The organism is Nitrospiria bacterium, from assembly GCA_035517655.1.
Classification (GTDB): domain Bacteria; phylum Nitrospirota; class Nitrospiria; order JACQBZ01; family JACQBZ01; genus JACQBZ01.
In genome coordinates this window covers 57,274-79,015 of sequence record DATIYJ010000035.1, presented here as the reverse complement: position 1 = coordinate 79,015, position 21,742 = coordinate 57,274, and the positions used below count along the sequence as shown (strand labels likewise).

At 59.6% G+C, this 21,742-nt stretch carries 15 protein-coding genes and 1 pseudogene; all 16 read left to right on the top strand.

What is annotated here, in order from left to right; genetic code table 11:
- Positions 1 to 6: 6 nt before the first annotated feature.
- The 16 genes and pseudogenes from VLY20_07140 (at position 7) to VLY20_07065 (ending at position 21,713) form a co-directional block, all read left to right on the top strand.
- Entirely contained in the window at positions 7 to 1,068 is a 1,062-nt protein-coding gene (locus VLY20_07140; GenBank protein ID HUK56415.1) for a 6-bladed beta-propeller, read from the top strand.
- Between the two features lie 66 nt (positions 1,069 to 1,134).
- Positions 1,135 to 2,196, top strand: coding sequence for a hypothetical protein (locus VLY20_07135; GenBank protein ID HUK56414.1), 1,062 nt, complete (start codon positions 1,135 to 1,137; stop codon positions 2,194 to 2,196).
- A gap of 63 nt (positions 2,197 to 2,259) precedes the next feature.
- Positions 2,260 to 3,291 carry a hypothetical protein gene (locus VLY20_07130; GenBank protein ID HUK56413.1) on the top strand — a complete coding sequence of 344 codons (1,032 nt, stop codon included), beginning with the start codon at positions 2,260 to 2,262 and terminating at the stop codon, positions 3,289 to 3,291.
- Between the two features lie 123 nt (positions 3,292 to 3,414).
- Positions 3,415 to 4,461: a SurA N-terminal domain-containing protein gene (locus VLY20_07125; protein ID HUK56412.1), complete on the top strand. Its 1,047-nt coding sequence runs from the start codon at positions 3,415 to 3,417 to the stop codon at positions 4,459 to 4,461.
- Positions 4,462 to 4,800: 339 nt separating this feature from the next.
- Positions 4,801 to 6,597 carry a hypothetical protein gene (locus VLY20_07120; GenBank protein HUK56411.1) on the top strand — a complete coding sequence of 599 codons (1,797 nt, stop codon included), beginning with the start codon at positions 4,801 to 4,803 and terminating at the stop codon, positions 6,595 to 6,597.
- Complete coding sequence (locus tag VLY20_07115; protein ID HUK56410.1) at positions 6,597 to 7,634, top strand: 6-bladed beta-propeller; 1,038 nt, start codon at positions 6,597 to 6,599, stop codon at positions 7,632 to 7,634. The genes VLY20_07120 and VLY20_07115 overlap by 1 nt, the downstream gene beginning before the upstream one ends.
- A gap of 88 nt (positions 7,635 to 7,722) precedes the next feature.
- Positions 7,723 to 10,866: a cytochrome c3 family protein gene (locus VLY20_07110; GenBank protein ID HUK56409.1), complete on the top strand. Its 3,144-nt coding sequence runs from the start codon at positions 7,723 to 7,725 to the stop codon at positions 10,864 to 10,866.
- 119 nt (positions 10,867 to 10,985) lie between these two features.
- Positions 10,986 to 11,696 (top strand): annotated as a pseudogene (locus VLY20_07105) (formylglycine-generating enzyme family protein).
- A gap of 20 nt (positions 11,697 to 11,716) precedes the next feature.
- Positions 11,717 to 12,478, top strand: coding sequence for an SUMF1/EgtB/PvdO family nonheme iron enzyme (locus tag VLY20_07100; GenBank protein ID HUK56408.1), 762 nt, complete (start codon positions 11,717 to 11,719; stop codon positions 12,476 to 12,478).
- A gap of 172 nt (positions 12,479 to 12,650) precedes the next feature.
- Positions 12,651 to 13,409 carry an SUMF1/EgtB/PvdO family nonheme iron enzyme gene (locus VLY20_07095; GenBank protein ID HUK56407.1) on the top strand — a complete coding sequence of 253 codons (759 nt, stop codon included), beginning with the start codon at positions 12,651 to 12,653 and terminating at the stop codon, positions 13,407 to 13,409.
- A gap of 99 nt (positions 13,410 to 13,508) precedes the next feature.
- On the top strand, positions 13,509 to 14,489 hold the full coding sequence (locus VLY20_07090; GenBank protein ID HUK56406.1) for an LpqB family beta-propeller domain-containing protein: 981 nt from the start codon (positions 13,509 to 13,511) through the stop codon (positions 14,487 to 14,489).
- On the top strand, positions 14,468 to 16,528 hold the full coding sequence (locus VLY20_07085; protein ID HUK56405.1) for a beta-propeller fold lactonase family protein: 2,061 nt from the start codon (positions 14,468 to 14,470) through the stop codon (positions 16,526 to 16,528). The genes VLY20_07090 and VLY20_07085 overlap by 22 nt, the downstream gene beginning before the upstream one ends.
- Positions 16,529 to 16,614: 86 nt before the next feature.
- Positions 16,615 to 17,676: a DUF5050 domain-containing protein gene (locus tag VLY20_07080; GenBank protein ID HUK56404.1), complete on the top strand. Its 1,062-nt coding sequence runs from the start codon at positions 16,615 to 16,617 to the stop codon at positions 17,674 to 17,676.
- Between the two features lie 29 nt (positions 17,677 to 17,705).
- Positions 17,706 to 18,686 carry a DPP IV N-terminal domain-containing protein gene (locus VLY20_07075; protein ID HUK56403.1) on the top strand — a complete coding sequence of 327 codons (981 nt, stop codon included), beginning with the start codon at positions 17,706 to 17,708 and terminating at the stop codon, positions 18,684 to 18,686.
- A complete protein-coding gene (locus VLY20_07070; GenBank protein HUK56402.1) occupies positions 18,683 to 20,566 on the top strand; it encodes a YCF48-related protein in 1,884 nt (627 codons plus the stop codon). Before VLY20_07075 ends, VLY20_07070 begins: the two co-directional genes overlap by 4 nt.
- Before the next feature lie 7 nt (positions 20,567 to 20,573).
- The gene (locus VLY20_07065; protein ID HUK56401.1) at positions 20,574 to 21,713 is read left to right on the top strand and encodes a DUF5050 domain-containing protein; all 1,140 of its coding nucleotides are present in this window, start codon (positions 20,574 to 20,576) and stop codon (positions 21,711 to 21,713) included.
- Positions 21,714 to 21,742 lie beyond the last annotated feature (29 nt).

Genomic DNA, 21,742 nt, shown 5'->3' with positions numbered 1-21,742 from the left:
GGACCGATGAAGAGGACGAGGATCAAGCGAAAACAGTTTCTTGGGCTGATGACCGTTTTATTGATAACGACCGCTTGCGCCACGCCCCCAAAACCCGTCGATATTATCTGGCCCTTGCCTCCGGAGGAGCCCCGGATCAAGTACGTCAAGAGCATCAGCAGTTCGGAGGACGTTCAGCCGAAAGGGGTATGGGAAACAATCGAAGAGTTCATCACCGGTTCCAAGTCGGTTGCGCGCATCGCCAAACCCTACGCCGTTCACATGGATCGCGAGGGGCGGTTGTTTGTGACCGACAGCGGGTGGCCGACCGTTCTGGTCTTTGACACCAAAAATCATCAATTCACCGTGATCGGTTTGGAAGGACCGGGGGTGCTGGCCAAACCGATGGGGGTGACGACCGACGCGGCCGGCCGGGTTTATGTGACGGACACGCTCGAGAACCGGGGCGTGGTGTACGATCATGATGGGAACTTCCTGTTCGGAATCGGTGAAAAGGGCCGTTTTGATCAGCCGGTCGGCATCGTCGTCAACGATGCCTTGAACCGCGTCTACATCGTCGATACGAAAAAGCACAACGTTTCCGTCTTCGATTCGAAGGAAGGGAAGTTTCTTTTTGATTTTGGCGGCCGCGGCGTCGAGGACGGCCAGTTCAACTGGCCCACGAATATCGCGATCGATAAAGACGGCAAGTTGTTCGTGATGGACACGTTTAATTTCCGGGTCCAGATCTTTGATCCGGATGGGAAGTTTCTGTCCAAGTTCGGAAGCGTCGGCACGGGGCTGGGCCAGTTTGCAAAGCCCAAAGGGATTGCGGTCGATTCGGAAGGGCATATCTATGTGGTGGACGCCGCCTTCAATAACGTCCAGATCTTCGATCCGCAGGGACAACTGCTTCTTTTTTTCGGCGGATTCGGGAGCCAGCCGGGTCGGTTCTGGCTGCCGGCCGGGATGAATATCGATCGGGACGACCTGATTTATGTGGCGGATCAGTACAACCACCGGATTGATATCTATCAATACCTGAGCGAGAAATACAAGGCCGCCCAGACGGCCGCCATGAAGAAGTGACCCGAAGGTCGGAGGCAAGTCCCGAGGTTATTGCCGTACCGCGATCGGTCAGGAGGCAAACGGGTTGTGCGCCGTTTAACTGTACGCAGTATCCGCGCGGCTCAGGTTCTGATCGGCATGCTCCTGATGGTGTCGATGGAACCGAAGGTTTGGGCCACGCATGATGTGAGGCTGTCGGAAGACGTGAGCCGGACAAAACACAATCTTTCCTCCAATCCCGATATCAATGAAACCGGCACGACCGAGATCTGCGTTTTCTGCCACACCCCGCACGGGGCCAATTTGGCCGCCTCGGGGCAGGCCCCTCTCTGGAACCGTCTGCTGCCGGATGATACCAGCTACACTGTTTACAGCTCTCCGAATTTCGATGCGCAGGACGTCACCGGGACGCGTCGGCCCAAGGGCGTCTCCCTGGCCTGTCTGTCCTGCCATGATGGAAGCATCGCATTCGACGCGATGATCAACGCGCCGGGTTCGGGCGGGTTTATTCCGGCCAATCTCGGTACGGGGCGGGGTCCGGGCACCAGCACGACGACGATTAATTTTTCCGGGGGCGGGATCGTGGGTCCCGACAAAACCTTCAATGAGGGGCTGCGGGATTCAAACGACGTGGAAACGACTGCTGAAAGTCCGTTCTCAGGAGGCCTGCACGACCTGGTGCACGGGGGCGGCGGCGGCGAGGGTGCCCAGCCCTTCCCGAATCTGGGCCTGGATCTTCGTGACGACCATCCCGTCGGGATTGAAATCCCGTGCCTGACCGACGCCCAGTTCAACCAGATCTGTCGGGATCTGACCACGGCCAAATTGGACGGCGGGACGGACGGAACCAGCGTGGCCTATATCAGCCGGACCGATCCCCATCAGCCCGTGATCTGGCCGCTCGAAAAGCGGGACCGGCTCCGGGCGTACCCTTCGACCGATCAGCCGGGGCGTTATTTTATCGAATGCGCCTCCTGTCACAACCCTCATGCCCCGCGTGTTTCCTTCCTGAGACTGCCGAGCGGGGTGCCGGGCTTGGTCGAGAAGGATCTGTCTCCGTCGGATACCTTCGGGAACCCCAACGGGAAAATGTGGGGACAGCGGCCCAATGCGGGGAGCGCCATCTGTTTGTCCTGTCATGGAAAATAATTATATGCCGAACCAGAATACATGCGAAACCGGATTCGCAACATACGAGAGGAGGAAAAGTCAATGCGGTTGAAATTGAAACGGAACGTCTTCATGCTCATGATCGGGGCGCTGATGGTCGCCTTCCCCTTGCCCGGCCGGGCGATGCATTTGGGGGGCGCAACGGGTCATTCGCCGGGCTATACAAGCGTGCCGGCCGAAGACATCTTGCACACGCTCCATAATCTCAGTTCCAGCAAGCAGGGAGACTTCAACCCGAACCTCCCGAATGCCGGAAGCAATTCAGCCGAGGTCTGCGTTTTCTGCCATACGCCGCACGGGGCGAATCTGAACGCGCCGGGTTCCGCGCCGCTCTGGAACCGGACGGTGGGCACGTCCGGATCGTACACGATTTACAACAGCCCCAATTTTGACGCTCAGAACTCCGGTCAGCCTCAGGGTGTTTCCCTGGCCTGCCTGTCCTGCCACGATGGAACGGTCGCGCTTGATTCCTTGATCAACATGAGCGGCTCCGGCGGATACCGGCCCGCCAACCTGACTCCGCCGGGAAGTACAACGGGGATCATCACGGCCAACACCGCTTTTTTGGATGTAGACAAGTCCATGTCCGATGCCGGCGACCGGACGGACACCGGGCCGAACTACGAGCTGATCACGGGCGGGGCGAGGCCGTTCCCGAACCTCACGACCAACCTGTCGGACGATCACCCGATCAGCATGGAAATCCCGACGACCGATCCGCAGTTTGATTCGGTGCTTGCGCTCTCCCAGCCTGATCCATCCGGAAGCGGCATGACCTTTTTGACCCGAACGGGGGTATTGAATGCGGATAAGCGGGACCGGATTCGGGCCTATCCGGGAGCGACCCGGACGCCGGGCACCGGAAAATATATCGAGTGCGCCTCCTGCCACAACCCGCACGCGCCCCGGCCGCTGTTCCTTCGTCTGCCGAGCCGTTATGACTCGGCCGTGGCCCTTGTCAGCGGAGGCGGAACGACGACCGTGAACGACCTGCTCGGGAACGGCGATGCCACCTTAATTGCGGATAATCCGAACGCGGGGAGTCTGGTCTGTCTGTCTTGCCACCAGAAATAGAAGGTGAAGAACCTCGCTTGGGCCGGTAAAGGCGGGGCGACCCTGCTTCGACCGATGGAAATTAAAAGACTTATTTCGCGGATGCTTCTCGCGATTGGGGTGTGAGGCATCCTGTTTTTATGCATGATGGAAGATAAAAAGTCAACTTGGAGGATCTGCGCGACAATAAAGGAGCGACGCGTCCCCGCGATTTTTTTACTGGCCATGCTCTGCTTTGCGGAGACCGGGGTTCAAGCGGGAGGGCCCGACGGTCCGCCGGCCGATCAGGGCGGACGGATGGATCTGTCGAAGCCCGTGGCTTCGGTGAACGGGGTCCAAATCCGGGCGCTTGATTTGAAAAAGGCCGTGGAGGAGCGGATTCCGGAGACCGGCCATCGGAATATCTCCGAGAAGCGGATGACGGAGATACGAAGCGAAGAGCTGGACCGGCTCATCGGCCAAGAAGTCCTGTTTCAGGAGGCCCGGCGCCTCAAGGTTAAAGTGACGCCGGAAACCGTCGTGGCCGAAATTCAGAAAATCGAGAGCCGTTTCCCGTCGCAGGAGCAATACCGGGAGGCGTTAAAGGTCCAGGGGCTGACTCCGGAGGATGTCCGGACCGGGGTCGAACGTTTCCTGGCCATCCAACAGCTGACCGACCAGGAAGTCCGTTCGAAGATCAGCGTGAGTGACGATCAGATGAAAACGTATTATGACGGCCATCGGGAACAGTTCAGACTTCCGCCCCAAATCCGGTTGCGGATTTTATTGGTCCGTGTGGATCCCGCCGGCCTTGCGGGTGATTGGGAAACCGGCCGTCGGAAGGCGCAGGAGTTGGCCGACCGCGCCCGAAAGGGGGAAGCGTTTGAAACATTGGTTCGGGAGTTTTCGGACGACGCGGAATTGAAACCGAAGGGGGGCGATACCGGTCTTCTTCATCAAGGGCGCTTGCCTTATGCCGAGCTTGAACGGGTGGCGTACGATCGTGCGGTGGGTTCCGTCGGCGATCCGATTCGGACCCTGTACGGATATGTCGTCTTCAAAGTCGAAGAGAAAAGGCCGGAGCAGCAGCTGGCCTATGAAGATCTCAACAAGGCGTTGCTGCGAAAGGAAATGCAGGAGTCCGCTACAGACGCAAAATTGAAAGCGTGGATGGACGGCCTCCGTGCAAAGGCCGAGATTAAAATCTACTGATCCGAATTTCGTCGGTTCATCCTGAATCCGTGTGGCGAGCGCAATCCCCGCCTGGGAGGGCGGTGTTGGCGAGTGAATCAAAATAGGGTCCTCTCCACTCGGATCGAAGAATACTCGGCTTAAAAGCCGGGATTCTTCAAGGGCACCTGTTCAGGAACCATCCTTCATCGGGGCGCGGGGCCATTGATGCAAAGGGGAATCGCGGGGCATGTCCACCGGTGTGTCCGGTCCGCTGTTTCGGGAAGGGGTTGTCCATGGGAAGAGTGCGGGAGCGTCGCGTCGCGGGTCCCGAAGCCGAACCGCCGCTGGTTGTGGATCCTGGCGGCCCTGTGGGTCGTTATGGAAGCTTCCACAGTCCATGCGCGCTTTCTCAATATCGGCGGCTCCCTGAACATCGATTACGACCGATCCACGACCTTTTCGGATACGGACGTGGGTAAAACGACCAGCAAAATGAGTTCGCTCAACCAACAATACGGCCTGGACTTTTTTGGAGACGCCTATCGTCTGGGCAGCTATCGCTTCGACTTTTCATGGCTGGATCAAAACATCCGTCTCGACCAGCCGGATCAGAAGAACCGTTTTAACGTGACGGAATACCGTCTTGCTATGAATCTGTTGCCGTTGTGGTCGCCCCTGGACCTCAACGCTCAACGCGTGGAGCGGCGGAGCGACCTGGATATCGGCGGTTCGGGTCTGACCACCAAAGACCATATCGACTCTTTGGGCGCAAACTGGGTCATGAACCTTCGCCAGATCCCCCGCCTGACGTTCAACTTCCAGCAATCCGATCTGAAATCGGATGCGGGAGACGAATTTCTAACCCGAACCTTCACCGCGTTGACGGACACGACCCTGGGAGCAACCCACCTGTCGGGCGGGTACCAATTCAGCGAAGCGGACACCAACACCTCGTCTCCCTCCACCTCGCACGGCCTCGACCTCGACACCAACACCCAATTGACGACCAGCCTAACCCTCACGGCGTACGGGCATTACGCCCAACGGCATATTCCGGAAAATGTGACCGCCATTCCGCTGGTGCCGGGCGGGCCGACCCCGGGTGTCGCTTTTTTTCAGGAGCGGAGTTACGGCGCCGCGATGATTTATCGGCCCCCGCTGTATTGGTGGGATGGAATGGCCAGTTATAATTATACCGAAACGCCGTATTTCAATGATTTTAAGAGCCAGGCCGTCCAAGGCGTGGCCAACCTGCGATACAACGAAAAGACGGATTCAAACTTTGACGGCCGATATCTGCACATTTCGGTCACCGATTCGACCATTAATTCCGAATCGGCCGACGCCACCTTGAACTACCGTCCGATCTTCGGACTGACCACCGGCCTGGCCGGAAGCGCGGGGCTGACGTCCACCGGCGCCACCGGCGCGGAGGATACCAACAATCTGTTTCAGCAATACCAGTATAACATGACGTACACACGGCCCTGGCAACTTCTGCAGTACCGGACTTCCTATCAGATCACCTACGGCCTTTCAAACACGCAACCGACCGGCGTCGATTCGCGAGATCTCGGCAACAACATCTCGCTGGGGGTGGACAACACCAACACCCAGATCATCCACGTCGGTTTCAACACGACCTACAGCAACATCCAACGCACGACCGAATCCGTCCGGAACAATCAAACCACCTATCTCCTCCAGCTCTTGGCCGACAGTTCGTATTTTAGGAATCTGATTTTGAACGGGGATAATCTGCTGCTCCGAGGCACGGCCAACTACTCCGACAGCACGGGCTTCGGAATCGCCGGAAAGGTTACCTCGGCCGACGCGCAGGCCAACTACTCGACCGCGATCGGCCTTCTGGTAAACACAACCTACCGGATTGAAAAATATCCGGCCGTGCTTCTTCTGGACCGACAGATTGTGACCGGCCAGGTTCAATATACAACGTATTTGATCTTCAACACCAACCTGCTTGTCTCGGTCAAGGATATGGAAGAGGACAACCGCTTCCTGGCGGATGTCAATGTGTTGGAGGAGAATCTGACTTTAAATTACCAGATCGGCAAATTGATGATGGGCGTGCAGTATCAGGAGATAGAAACCCGGACGGCCGGAAATCGATACGGAACCCGCTCCATCATGGGGCGGGCCAGCAGGTCATTTTGATGAAGGGGAGACGATGGATCGGGCTTTTATGGGCGGGGTTGATGTTGACGGCCTGCGCCACCCCTGAAGCAGCCAAAACCAAGGTCGAACGGTATTGGCCATTGCCGCCCGATCCGCCTGTCATTTCGTATCTGAACAGTTTTTCCGAACCCAAGGATCTGGGCGCGAAACGGAGTTGGTTCAGGATGACCGTTGAATTTCTGTTCGGCCCGGAGGCGGCCCCCCACATGATTCGTCCGTATGCCGTGGCCACCGATGGGAAGGGGCGCGTCTACGTCACGGACACCGGCCTCCAGGCGGTCCATATCTACGATTTTGCGGACAAGACTTATCGGCAGATTTTTTGGATCGAGCGGAGCCGATCCCGCTTGATGTCGCCTGTCGGCGTCGCCCTGGACGATCGCGGCCTGATCTATGTGTCCGATTCGGAGCTCAACCGGATCTTCGTGTATGAACCCCGAAAATTACGATGGGTCCGGACGATCGGAGACGCGGGACAGTTTCAGCGCCTGACCGGCATTGCCTATCATCCCAAGCTGCAGCGCCTTTACGCGGTGGACACGGCGGCCCATCAGGTTTCGGCCTTTGATCTTTCCGGCAAGCGGCTGATGACCTTCGGCCGGCGCGGAAAAGAGGACGGCGAGCTGAATTTTCCAACCCATATCACGATCGATTCGGAAGGCGCGTTATACGTCACGGATTCGATGAACTTCCGGGTGCAGATCTTCGATGCGGACGGAAAATTTCTTGGCAAGCTGGGCCATGTCGGAAATACCCTGGGCAGTTTTTCAAAACCCAAAGGGGTCGCGGTGGACGCTTCCGGACATATCTATGTGGTGGACGGCCTCTACGACACGATCCAGATTTTCGACCGGAAGGGGGAATTGCTTTTGAACTTCGGTCGAACCGGCGAGAAAGCCGGGGACTTCTACTTGCCGGCCGGCATCGCCGTCGACAATAAGAACCGGATTTATGTGGCGGACACCTACAACCAGCGCGTGGAGGTTTTCCAGTTTTTGGGAGAGCCTCGACCGTGACGAGGCCGTCCCTCCATCCTCACGGATGCCGGGTCCAAGAAAGAAAGGGTGCGAGATGGGTTTAAGAGGGATTGTAAGTCGGGATCTTATGAAAAATCGGCGAATGACCTTCATGCGGTTTCCTGAGCGACACGGCCACCGGGGCCGTTTTTGGCCATGGGCCGCGCTCGGTGCTGTGGTGATGTTCCAACTCGTCCGCATGGTCGGTCCGGTGTTGGCCCAGCCCGTGCCGCCGGGGACCGTCACGATCGAAGAGAACATCAAGATCACGAAACACAACCTTTCGAGCTCGGGGCTCGGAACCGTCAAGTCCACCGAGACGTCCGAGATCTGCGTCTTCTGCCACACGCCCCATGGCGCCAACGCCACGGCCTCGACCATCAAAGCGCCGATCTGGAACCGCAACATCGACTATCAGAATACCCAATCCTATACCTTGTATGACAATACCTGGAGCTTTTCGTTTGAAGGGCAGCTGAACGATACCAACAAACCCACCGGGTATTCCCGGCTCTGCCTGTCCTGCCACGACGGCACGCTCGCGATCGGGACGGTGGTGAACAAACCCGGATCGGGAGGCTACCTGGGCGCGACCCTCGGGATGAGCGGCGTGCAATCGGGAGGTCAAATGCCGCTGGGAACGGGACCCGGACCGAATCCGGAGTTAACCGGGGATACCCGCTACCTGGGGACAAACCTTCAAAATGACCATCCGATCTCGTTTCGATTCGATTCTGATTTGGCCACGAAAACCGACACGGAGCTGGTCGACCCTGGAAATGCGCCGGCGGGTATCAACGACGTCACCCCTCTGGCGCCCGCGGGGGGATATAAAACCGGCGTGAAGCGATTCGGAAGCACGGACGCGCCGATGGTATTCGAAAACGTTCAATGCACCTCCTGCCACAACCCCCACGCCGTGACCTATCCCAAGTTTCTTCGTGCGCCGCGTCTCCAGAATGCGAGCGAGTCCGGTTTCCTTCCCGGCGGGGCCGGCGGCCCGACCCCGGCGACGGGACAGATCATCTGTTTGTATTGCCACAACAAACCGGGTTGGAGTCCCAGCACGCATGCGGTGAGCACGGCGGTGCATGCGCCGTATCCCGATTCGACAAACCCGTATGATTTTGACGGCAACGTCACCCATACGGTGGGGGCCTATGCCTGCCGCAACTGTCATGATCCGCACACGGCCCAGGGGGCCAAGAGGATTCATCGGGAAGGGGTGACCACCTTCGGGGGAAGCGATGCGATCGAAAACACCTGCTTCCTTTGCCATGCGCCCAACACCACGAGCGTGAATTCGATTGTTGCGAATCTATTGCCCGCCGGGGATCCGACCACCGGGGCCAACCCGAGGTTTCTCGCCGGCGCGGCGCGCATCGCTCCGGATATTTTTTCCGAGTTCAATAAGGACAGTTCGACCTGCGCGGGCGGGAGCGGCACGGGGAGCGCGATGTGTCTTCAATTGGCGAGCGGCCATGAACCGGTCTTTATTTCCCGATCGCAGGAGGGGGTGCAGCTCAAGAGCGAGGGTCTCGCCCTGGTTCCTGTCCTCAATGAGGAAACGCCCGGTAGGAACACGCCCGACGTGGCGCATATCGAATGCGTGGACTGTCATAATCCCCATCAGTTGAACAGTCCCAACCTGGCCGCCTTGTCCTATAACGGCGCGCCGAATGCCAATCCGCCCGGTGCGAATGGAGAGGGAGGCCGGCTCAAGGGAATGAAGGGCATCGGGATCGATATCACGGGGAGTCGTCCCATCGTGGTGGGTCGATGCTCAAGTCCTAATTTCGAGATCTGCGGGAACGAGACGACGATCAACGGCACATCGGCCAATCGGGATCCCTACGTGTATGAGGTCTGTTTGCGCTGCCACGGCAACAGCTATACCAATCTCTTCGGCCCGATTTCGGCAAGGTACTACCGGAACCCGGACGACATCACCGTTTTGGCCGTGCCCCCCAATTACGCGAGCTATGTTTCCATCCCCTTTTCGCCCCGCACGGATCCGACCAACGGCACGACGGGCGATCAGTTCAGTTATAAAGGCTTCAGCAACAAATGGCGGGAGTTCAATCCGCTGTCCCATGATCTGGATACCCCCGCGATGATCAGCGTGGACCTGGCCCGGTTCGGGACCGCGGTCTTCTCGCACACCCAACAAATGAAGAACGCGGCCTACCATCCCGTTGTCATGCCGGGCCGGAACGGCTCGCCGCAGTTGTGCAAGCAATTGTCGGCGGCCTTTGAAATCACGGGCTGCCAGACGCCGGCCGATACGCTTCCTTCCGCGGGGACGGCGAGCAGCGCGCTTTCCAATTTGACGATCCAATGCACGGACTGCCACAACAACGATAAATACGACGCCTACAATAATACCCCGAACGATTCGCCGGTGACTCCGGGGTTCCTGGGTCCCTTGACGGAATCGAACCTGAGACCGACCGATATCTGGCCCGCGTTAAATAACGACGTGCCGTATATTACCGGAAGGCCGAGCCAACCCATCGGCCCCCACGGCTCGATCCATCGGCGCCTCTTGCGGGCTAATTACGATACCGACATCCTCGCCCCGGGGCGGTGTTTTGAGCAGAAAGACCCCGCCACTTGTACCGATGGAGACGGATACAATCCGGGGGGGGCCGGCGCCGGGCACGGCATCGCCGGAGGCGGACACGGTTCCAACAACAGCCATTTTCAAAAATTCCTGCTCTGCTTCCAGTGCCACGATCGCGCGGCCTTCGATCCGGACGTAACGACCACTTATTTTGGACAGACTACTTTGGGGGACAAGGACCGCAGTTTGACCCGGTTTTTCGGCCTGGCCCCTTCTTCCGCCGGCGTCGACTCGTGGTGGAACGGGAACCTTCATATGTATCATCTGCGATGGAGCGGCGCGATGTGCCATGAATGCCACTATAATGTTCATTCGAACATCGAGGCGCTCAATACCATCTATGGTGACGGCCGCGGCGGGATGCTGGCGGAAGACAGCGTGGACGGCATGGTGGACGGCGTGAGAGGAACGCACTTGATCAATTTCGGGCCGCTCGTGGAAGGGACCACGGCTCAGAAGCCGATGTGGTTCTATGACGGGTCCGCCTTTCGATGTTATTTACGCTGTCATAACGAGGTGATGGACTCCTGCGCTTATCAGGCCACGAGCACGGGCACGCCGAACGCCCGGTGGTGCGCCGGAGGGAGAAACCCGGGGACGAGCGGATAAGGTTTGAGGGTGCAAAGGTGCAGAGGCGTAAAAGGTTCAGAGGGTCGTTCGCCTTTTTAGCCTTTATATCCTTGCAACAGTTCAACCTTGCGACGCCGTGGGCGTCCCCGCCGCAGGACATGGCGTTGATCCCGGCGGGCGGATTTTTGATGGGCAGCCTGCCCAAAGACGGGCGGGTCGGTTTTACCGTTGGCGTGGATGAGCTGCCGCAGCATAGCGTGAAGCTCAAAGCGTATTATATCGACCGCTATGAGGTGACGGCGAAGCAGTATCGCGCGTTCATCGAGGCGACGGGACGCAAACCGCCCGGCGATCCGCGGTTTCCGGAGATTTACCCGTGGGCGCGGGAAGGGGGTGTTCCGAAAGAGTTTGAAAACCACCCCGTCATTTATGTATCATGGGACGACGCCGAGTCGTATTGCGAATGGGCCGGGAAACGGCTGCCGACGGAGGCGGAGTGGGAATAGGCCGCGCGGGGGACGGACGGGCGGATCTGGCCCTGGGGAAACATCTTTGATCCCCTGAAAGCCAATGTTCAGGAGTATAAAGCCGGTGGAACGTTGCCCGTCGGGAGCTTCCCGAAGGGTGTGAGCCCCTACGGTGTGTACGACATGGCCGGAAATGTCGCTGAATGGACCGCCGATTGGTATCAGGCTTATCCGGGGAGCAAGCTCGTTCGGGGCGCGTTCGGGAAAGACAAAGTCGTCAAAGGCGGCGCCTATACCTTGCCCGGCGAGCCCTATGCCCGATCGGCCAGCCGCACCATGGCCCGTGATCCCGGAAAGCGGCATCGGTCGATCGGTTTCCGGTGCGCGAAAGATTTGCAATGAGTTTGAGAGTGAGATCGCTGATGTTCCTTTCAGTCCTTCTGACCGTTCAACCTTTTCCCCTTTCGATGCCGGAAGCGGCGGCACCGGACGACATGGTGCTGATCCCCGGCGGCGGGTTCATCATGGGCAGCGACGCCAAGGACGGCAAGATCGGGTTCGAAGTGGGCGTGGATTCCATTCCCAGGCATACCGTCTCCGTGCCGGCGTTCTGGATCGATCGGTATGAAGTGACCATCGGCCCCTATCGGCGGTTTGTGGCCGCGACCGGACACGAAACGCCGTCCATCTGGAAGGATTATAAAGAATTCGGCTATCCGGCGCCGGAGGACAATCATCCCGTGATCGACGTGAACTTTTACGATGCCGAGGCGTACTGTCATTGGGTCGGTAAACGCCTTCCGACCGAAGAAGAATGGGAAAAAGCCGCGCGGGGGACGGACGGGCGGATCTGGCCCTGGGGAAACCAGTTGGATCTCAATCGACTCAATACGGAAGACTCAAAGCGAAACTGGACGACGCCAGTCGGGAGTTTTCCGGACGGCGCAAGCCCGTACGGCGTGCAAGACATGGCCGGAAACGCGATGGAATGGACCTCTTCCATTCTTCAATCTTATCCCGGAGCGATCAAGACCATTGCGCCGGACAAGAAATTTCGCATCCTGCGGGGAGGGTCGTGGGGCATGCCGGCCAATCCCTTTGCCCGTCCGGCCCATCGGCATTTCCGCCTGGCCGAATTGGCCCAGCCGGATTTTGGTTTCCGATGCGCGAAGGATGCGAACTGAACGTGACGCTGGACGACGGAAGAGGGCCTTGAGATTTTCAAATAGATCAGGACTTCATGGACGCAGGCGAACCGGTTTTGCCGCCGGCCTTCTCGGCCTCCTTGTTTTAGGGCTTCCGTGGGGCTGCGCATCGCTGTCACCCGGGGGCCGGCACCCGGTGCCGGAGAGCCCGATGGCCTACGTGCCGGCCGGGTGGTTTCAGATGGGGAGCGCGGAGCGGGACGGCAGAATCGGATTTGATATCGGGGTGGACGAGCTTCCGCAGCGGAAGGTCTACATCCGGGCGTTCTACATCGACCGTTATGAAGTCACGGAGGCCCAGTACCTTCAATTTTTGAAGGCGACGGGCTCAAAAAAATATCCGGGTTACTGGAAAGAAGCCGGTCGTGCGGATCGTTTCCCGGAAGGATATGACAACTACCCCGTTTCGGACGTCGACTGGTTTGACGCGGTCGGCTACTGCCGATGGGCCGGGCGGCGTCTGCCGACGGAGGCGGAGTGGGAAAAGGCCGCGCGGGGGACGGACGGGCGTCTCTGGCCCTGGGGTGATCGGTTTGAGCCCGGACGCGCGAATACGGTGGAGAGCAGCGCGGTTTGGAGGGCGCCCGCGGGGCAGGAACATTATCCCGTTCGGGGTTGGAAAGCCCCGATCGGCAGTCACCCGGAAGATGTCAGTCCCTACGGCGTGTACGACTTGGCCGGCAATGTGAGGGAATGGACCTCCACGGCTTATCGGTCCTATCCCGGCAATCCGCTGAGGACGGTCAAGGAGTCCGGAGATTTTAAGATCATCCGGGGAGGGTCCTATCTGACCGGGGCCGCCTTTTCGAGAACGGCGGCGCGGTTGGCGGTCCTTCCGACGGTCGGTCCACGGGAGAAGGACGGATGGCACTCGGATTATACATACGGGCTTCGATGCGCCAAAGATTAGAGAAAGCGGAGCAAGGGTGAGCCGAAGCGTTGAGCCGTGACTCGATGGCCGCTCGTTTTTACGGTTTTTGCAATGGGGATCCCGGCGGGTTGTGCGGATATGCCGTCCCGTTCGCCGCATTTCGCGGATCACGGTCGGCTTGTTTATAGCTCCAACCGGGACGGGAATTGGGAAGTCTATCGCATGGACCTGACGACCGGAAAGGAAGACCGACTCACGCGAAGCCGTGGCGACGATATCTGGCCGGTCTGGTCGCCGGACGGGACGCGGATCGCGTTTGTTTCGACCCGGGACGGAAATAAGGAAGTTTACGTGATGAAGGCCGACGGCACGGGACAGACCCGGCTGACTTACACGCCGGCTGATGAAGAAGATCCGGACTGGTCGCCGGACGGGACGCGGATCGCGTTTACGTCGGTCCGCGATGGAAACGAAGAAATTTATACGGTGGATGTCGGGACCGATGTTCCGCCCGCTTCATCCCGGGAACGGCGCCTGACCGACAGCACGGCGATGGATGCCATCCCGGTCTGGTCGCCGGATGGAACGAAGATCTTGTTTGTCTCGACGCGGGACGGCAACCCCGAGATTTATGTCATGGAGGAGGACGGGACCCGTCCGACCCGGCTGACGTACAGTCCGGCGAACGACGGTCTGGATACCCATCTCTGGTCGCCGGACGGGAAACGGATCGCGTTCGTCTCCCAACGGGATTCGAACATCGAGGTCTATGTGATGGCTTCGGACGGGTCCGGCCTGCGCAACCTGACGAACAATCCGGCCGCGGATGACGGACCGGTCTGGTCGCCGGACGGCGCGTCGCTTCTGTTTGTGTCCGACCGGGGCGGTCGTGAACAGATTTACCGAATGCGGTCGGACGGCTCGGAGCTCGCACCGTTGACGGCCGACGCGGAAGATCATTTCTGGCCGGTGTGGTCGCCGGACGGCGGGCGGATCGCGTTCACGACGGGCAGCCGGGACGGCGTCTCGGAGATCGAAGTCCTGGATCGGGACGGATCTCATCCGCGCCGTTTGACACACGGCCATGCGGAGGAGAAATGGGTCTCGTGGGCACGCTGATGGCGAGAGGATGCAAGATGCGGGATGCGGGTGAAAGAGATCCGGTGAAAAAATGGGCTAGATATTTAATCCTCGCAACGGTTATTCTGCATCCGGAAGCTTCTTTCGCCAAACATACGGCAAGCCGGATCATCTACGGTCCGACCCAACTTTACGTCACGTTGAAAGGCCAGCGCCAATTCTACATCATCGATCGGAACGACCCGACGCAGGTCCGCAAGGTGCCGGTGGACTCTCCCCCCTGCGGCGGTTTTATCACCCAGAATGGGCAGGATTTCTATGTGGCCCTGGGCGAGGCGGATGCGATCGCGGTGGTGGACACCCGGTCCAATGCCGTCCGCGCCAAAATTTCATTGAAGGATGAAGAGGGTCGTTATATGGATCCGGGAGGGATGGCCGTCTCGCCGGACGGCAAGACGATTTTCGTGGCGAACGAGTCCGGCGACAGCCTGTCCATCGTGGACCTGGCCAGCCGCAGCGTCAAAAAGCGGATCCCGATGGGCACGGGGCCTCAGGGCGTGGCGGTCACCCCGGATGGGAAAGCCCTCTATGTGACCGACTTCTATTCGATCCGCGTCGTCGACGCAACAACCGGCGAGGTCGTGGCCCGGTTGAACGTGGAAGATCCGGGTTCCGATGCGGCCCGGACCGTCGTCCTTCCGGACGGTGAAGAGATTTTTCGGGGACCGAGGGACATCGTGATGGCGCCGGATGGGAAAGCGGCGTATGCGGCGATCGAGAACAGCGGAGCGGTCGCGATCCTGGATACGCAGACGAAGCGGATTCGGAGGATGGTCAAGGTCGGAAGCTATCCCGGCGGATTGGCCCTGTCCCCGGACGGCCGCTCTCTTTATATCGCGCACCGCGACGCCCGGGAGATCTCGGTGCTCGATACCGCGGATGAAAAGATCGTCCGGAAGATTTCGGTGGGGAAAAATCCTTGGGACATCACCGTTTCTCCCGATGGCCGGACGGTTTATGTCGTCAATCAAGGGTCCTCGGACGTTTCGATCATCGACGCCTCCGACTACGAGGTGGTATCGACCGTGGCGCTGGGCGGGACGGTCGCGCAAGCCTCGCCCCCCCCTCCGTCCCAACCCGACCGGGATCATAAGATCGCCTTTGAATCCCGGCGGTCCGGGAATTGGGAGATTTATTTGATGGATGCCGACGGGACGCATCAGGTCCGTCTGACCCATACCACGGCCGAGAATCGGGCCCCCTTCTGGTCGCCGGACGGCCGAGAAATTCTTTTCGTTTCGGACCGCGACGGCAACAAAGAGGTCTACCGGATGAATGCCGATGGATCGGATCAACGCAACCTCACCCGCAGCGCGGGGGATGATTTCAGCCCCTCCTGGTCGCCGAACGGCGAATGGATCACCTATGTCTCGAATCGGGACGGCCGCCGCGAGATCTACCGAATGGACATGGAGGGACGGCGTCAGACACGTTTGACCGCGGCCGGCGACAATTGGAACCCCAACTGGTCCTCCGACAGCCGGAGGGTGGCCTTTGTTTCAAACCGCGACCGCAACAACGAGATCTACCTTATGAACGCGGATGGAACCGATCAAAAAAACCTGACGAATAACCCGGCCGAGGACGGTCGGGGAAGTCACTCCTGGTCGCCGGACGGCTCCAAGATCGCGTGGGTCACGAACCGGGACGGGAATTGGGAGATCTATGTCATGAATGCCGACGGGTCCAAACCGGTGAACGTCACCCACAGTCCGGCCGAGGAAGGGGTCGGGATGTTTGTCTGGTCCCCGGACAGCCGGCAGATCGCCTTCATCTCGACGCGGGATGGAAACGAAGAGGTTTATATCGTTAATTCGGACGGGACCGGCTCGTTGAACCTGTCGAGAAATCCGGCGATGGACGATGTTCCGCTTTGGTCTCCGGACGGGAAAAAAGTGGCGTTTGTCTCGAATCGGACCGGCCATGACGAAATCTACGTCATGGATACCGATGGTCGGTATCAAGAGCAATTGACGTTCACGCAGACGAGGGAAGATTATCCCCGTTGGCAGCCGTGAGACTTATATATATTGGATAGACTCTCAGCGAGCACAGCGAGCGAGAGTGGGAGTCTCCATCCGGCTTGGCCGGTGGAGGGGGCGACGTGAGCCCCTTAACAAAAGGAGTCCAGGCGATGAAGGCGTTTTTTAAAACCGGTCGCGCGACATGGGTCGCCGGCGCCGTTCTGCTGCTTTTTTCGCCCCCGGCGATGGCCGGGGCGAAAAAGATCGTTTACGAGTCGAATGAAAACGGCCATTGGGAAATCTATACGATGAACACCGACGGCACGGGCGCGACGCGCCTGACCCATGGCCGGGCCGACAACCGCGCCCCCGCATGGTCGCCGGACGGAACAAAGATTGTTTTCGTGTCGGAACGGGACGGCAACAAAGAGATCTACGGAATGGATGCCGACGGTTCCCGCCAGACCAACCTGACACGGAACCTCGGTCAGGATTACAATCCGGCCTGGTCTCCGGACGGGAAACAGGTGGCGTTTGTATCGGATCGGGACGGCAATCAAGAAATCTATTCGATGACCATGGACGGCGGCCCGGTTCGCCGACTGACGCGGAACGAAGCGCGGGATTACAGTCCCGACTGGTCGCCGGACGGGACCAAAATCGCCTTTGTGTCCCGACGGGACGACAACTATGAGATCTATGCCATGGATGCCGACGGAGGGCATCCGATCAATCTGACTCAGAACCCCGCGGAGGACGGGCGGGGATTCCATTCCTGGTCTCCGGACGGGGCCCTGATCGCGTGGGGAACGGACCGCGATATGAATCGGGACGGGAACTGGGAGATCTACGTGATGAACGCCGACGGCTCGAACCCGAGCAATGTCACGCGGACGAAGTCCGATGAACAGATGGGGATGCAGGTCTGGTCTCCGGACGGCCGACAGATCGTCTTCACGACGACCCGGGACGGCAACAACGAGATTTATGTGATGAACCGGGACGGGTCCGGCGTGAAGAATCTCTCGCGGAATCCGGCCGTGGACGCCCAGCCGATATGGTCTCCGGATGGAAAACAGATCGCTTTTGTCTCCAATCGGGACGGCGAGGAAGCGGTTTATATCATGGATCCCAACGGGGACCACCTGAAGCGGTTGACCTTCAACCGCGGCGGGGTCAGCGCGCCCCGGTGGCAGCCGTAAAAGTGGACGGGGGTTTGGAGAAGAATACGATGAAGGTTTTTGAGATTGGAAGGTCCAAGGGTTTAGTTAAAAGGACGGAAATCCGTTCGACTTTTTTTACCGTTTTAATTTTTCAACTTTTAGTCGCCGGTTGCGCCTTGGACAATGTGACCGTGAGGTCCATCCGCGCGTTGCCGGCCAACGCGGTCCATCCGGTCTGGAGTCCGGATGGAAAGTCGTTGGCGTTCGAAAGCGACATGGCCGGAAATTGGGATATCTGGACCATCAACCGGGACGGAACCGGACTGAAACAAATCACGCATGATTCGAGCAATGAACGCTTTCCATCGTGGAGCCCGGACGGAACCCGGCTGGCCTACGCGTCCGATCAGGGCGGCAATTGGGATATCTGGAGCCTGAAACTCGACGGGACCGACACCCGGCAGCTGACCCACTATAACGGTCTGGATATTGCGCCGGTCTGGAGTCCGGATGGGAAACGCATCGCCTTTGTATCATCTCGATCGATGGATGTGCTCGTCTGGGTCATGGATGCGGACGGCGGGAATGTCCAGGGGATGCCGAACATCCGCTGCGGCGATTGGGTGTCGGCCTGGAGCCCGGACGCGCGATCGGTGGCCGCCGTCTCCTCGATGCGCGGCAAGAGCGATATCTGGCTGATCGATACCCAGGAGCGGACCATCAAACAACTCACCCAAAAGACCGAAACGCGGCGGGACTTTCTTCCGGCCTGGAGCCCGGACGGCTCCCAAATCGCCTTTGTCTCGGAGCGCAACGGGCAACGGGATATCTGGATCATGGACGGGAACGGAAACAACGAGCGGCGCATCGGGAGAGGGCTGCTGGGAACGCACGAAGTCAAATACAACGTGGACAAACAAGTGTTCGAGGGCTTGAGCTTTCTGTATCTCTCCTTTAGCCCGGACGGCCGGGACCTGGCGTTCACCCGCGTGAATGACGAGGGGCGCGGGGAAATTGCGGTGTTGCAGGTGGCTCAGCGGACGAAATGAGGATAAACGTTTTGGCCCCCGTCGGAACCTCCGGCGGTGTCCGGTTGGCCGTGTTCTTTGTCAGCATGATCTGTTTCGGGATGCTCGTCTCGGCGTGCAGCTTGCGGCGTGAGGCCGCGGCGCCTTCGCTCTGGCCGCAGGAAGATCTGGACCGGGTCTTTTTTCTCGATCCCCGCCGGGGCTGGATCGTCGGAAAAGGCGGATTGATTCTTCACACCGACGACGGGGGGGAGCACTGGACGGCGCAGGCGAGCGGCAGTCGGAGCGGTTTGGGCGGCGTGCAGTTTCTGGATCCCTTACAGGGATGGGCGATCGGAGACGACGGGACCATCCTACGGACGCTCGACGGGGGAAACCGCTGGAGGCGGCAACGCGCCGGAACATCCTCCCATCTGTTCAGCCTCCATTTTATCGATTCCAACCGGGGCTGGATCGTCGGGCGGGACGGAACGATTCTTCACACCGACGACGGGGGGGAGCACTGGCGTCCCCAGGCGAGCGGAACGCAAAGCTACCTCTATAGCGTGAGTTTTGTAAACGCAAATCGGGGCTGGATCGTCGGGCGGGACGGGCTGATCCTTCACACCCGGGATGGAGGGGAGACCTGGGAGAATCAAGTCCTTCCCGAAGGCTACTGGCTCTACGAGGTTTTCTTTATCGACGAGCGGCAGGGATGGGCCGTCGGCAAGGACGGGGTCGTTCTGTCGACGATCGACGGGGGGCGCGAATGGAGACGCCAGAACAGCGGAACCGCCCGATCTCTGTATTGCGTCCATTTTTTGGACGCGCGCAACGGCTGGGCCGTCGGCGTGGCGGGAACGGTGCTCCATACTGCGGACGGCGGGGAACGATGGGAATCCCAGTCCGGCGGCCGGGCGAATTGGCTCGGCGTGTTTTTTGCCGATCCGCGGAACGGTTGGATCGTCGGCCGCGGCGGGGCCATCCGGCATACCGCGAACGGCGGCGACACCTGGATCGCGCAGAGTCGGGAGGTCAAAACCTGGTTGTGCGGGGTGCATTTTGCAGATGCCCTGAACGGCTGGGCGGTCGGGGACAGCGGAGTGATCCTGCATACGACCGACGGCGGGATACGATGGACGGCGCAGCCGATCGATACGATGCGGTGGTTGTGCGGAATCGATTTCACCGATTCGAAGAACGGCTGGGTGGTGGGCGGATTCGGTGCGATCTGGCACACGACGGACGGCGGACGGCACTGGCTTTCCCAAACCAGCGGGACGTCTGAAAATTGGATTTACGATGTTCAATTTGCGGGTTCATCCGATGATCTTCCCGCGCAGGGTTGGGCGGTGGGACGGAACGGACTGATCCTCCGCACGCGCGACGGTGGGGAGAACTGGGAACGGCAGGAAAGCGGGACGACGGATTGGCTGGACGGACTTTTCGTCCAGGACCGGCTTCGGAGCTGGGCGGTCGGCCGCGGAGGGGTTATCCTCACGACCGAGGACGGCGGGAAGCACTGGCGGACGCAACGGGCTCCTGATGGAAAATGGCTCGGCGATATCCATTTTGTGGATCCGTTGAACGGCTGGGCGGTGGGGAGCGATGGCGTCGTCCTGCATACGGTGGACGGCGGGGCCGCCTGGAAGCGGGAGGCCGTGGGCACGACGGAGAAGTTGGGCGACGTCTATTTCCCGGACGCGCAACACGGCTGGATCGTGGGAGATCGGGGCGTCATCCTGGCGACGGAGGACGGCGGAACGCGGTGGCGGGCTCAGGCGTCCGATACGACGAACGATTTTTACAGCGTTCATTTCTCGGATGCCGAACATGGCGCGGCGGTTGGAACCGGCGGGCTGATCCGCTACACCCGGGACGGCGGAAAACATTGGCTGGCGCCCGGGGCCGCCGGATTGTGACGGTGAGATGAACGATCGGGAAAACAGATTCATCGGGTTCTGGATTCTCGCCGTCACCGTTCTCGGCGGTTGCTGGGGTTGGACCGCGGGCGAACCGATGGCGGGCCGCCAAGCTCTGGACCGGCCCCCGTCTCAGGGGCACTGGGAACTTTTTTGGACGTCGGTCGATGATTCGAAACCGTATCGCCTGACGTCGCCTCCCCTGGAGGGGCGAAGCCTGGCGTGGTCGCCGGACGGGACCAAGCTGGCGTTTATCTCGAATCGAGACGGAAGAGACGAGGTGTATGTCATGGACCGGGACGGGTCCAACGGACTTCGATTGACCTATAATCAGTCCGATGAAGACGATCCGGAATGGACGCCGGACGGCTCCCGGATCGTCTTTACCTCCCAACAGACCGGCCACTGGGAACTGTACTCGATGGCGTCGGATGGATCGCAACAGCGCCGGCTGACCCGGACGCTCAAGGGGGACAGCATTGATCCGGCCTGGTCGCCCGATGGACAAGCGCTTTCCTACGTCAGCAATAAAGATGGAAACTGGGAGGTTTATGTCATGGCGGCGGACGGCAGCCGGGAGCAACGCCTCACGCACAACCCGGCGATGGACGGCTTCTGCTGGAACGAATGGTCTCCCGACGGCCGGTCGATCCTCTTCGATTCCAATCGCGACGGGCCGTATCAGGTGTACCGAATGAATGCGGACGGCAGCCATCAGCAGAACATCAGCCGTACCGAAGCCCCGGCGGAAGGTCCGGCCTGGTCCCCGGACGGACGGCAGGTTCTCTACGCTTCCCGGCAAGACGGAAACTGGGAAATCTACCGGGCCAACTCGGACGGGACGGGGGCCCGCCGATTGACCGTGAATCCGGCGAAGGACTTTAATCCCTTCTGGTCTCCGAACGGGAACAGGATCGCTTTTGTTTCGGACCGGGACGGGCACAATGAAATTTATGTGATGAACACGGACGGCTCCGGTCAGCGGCGATTGACCTTTGGGTTGGCCGATAAAGGCAAAGACCGGCATCGCTGGTCGCCGGACGGCTCTAGGATTGCGTACGTGGCCTATACCGGACGGGATGAAGACGCCCGGCGCTCGGTCAGCGCCGCCCGTCAACGGGAACACTTTTCGGCGAGTGATGATTAACATTTATGCAAAAAATATCAAAGACGGGG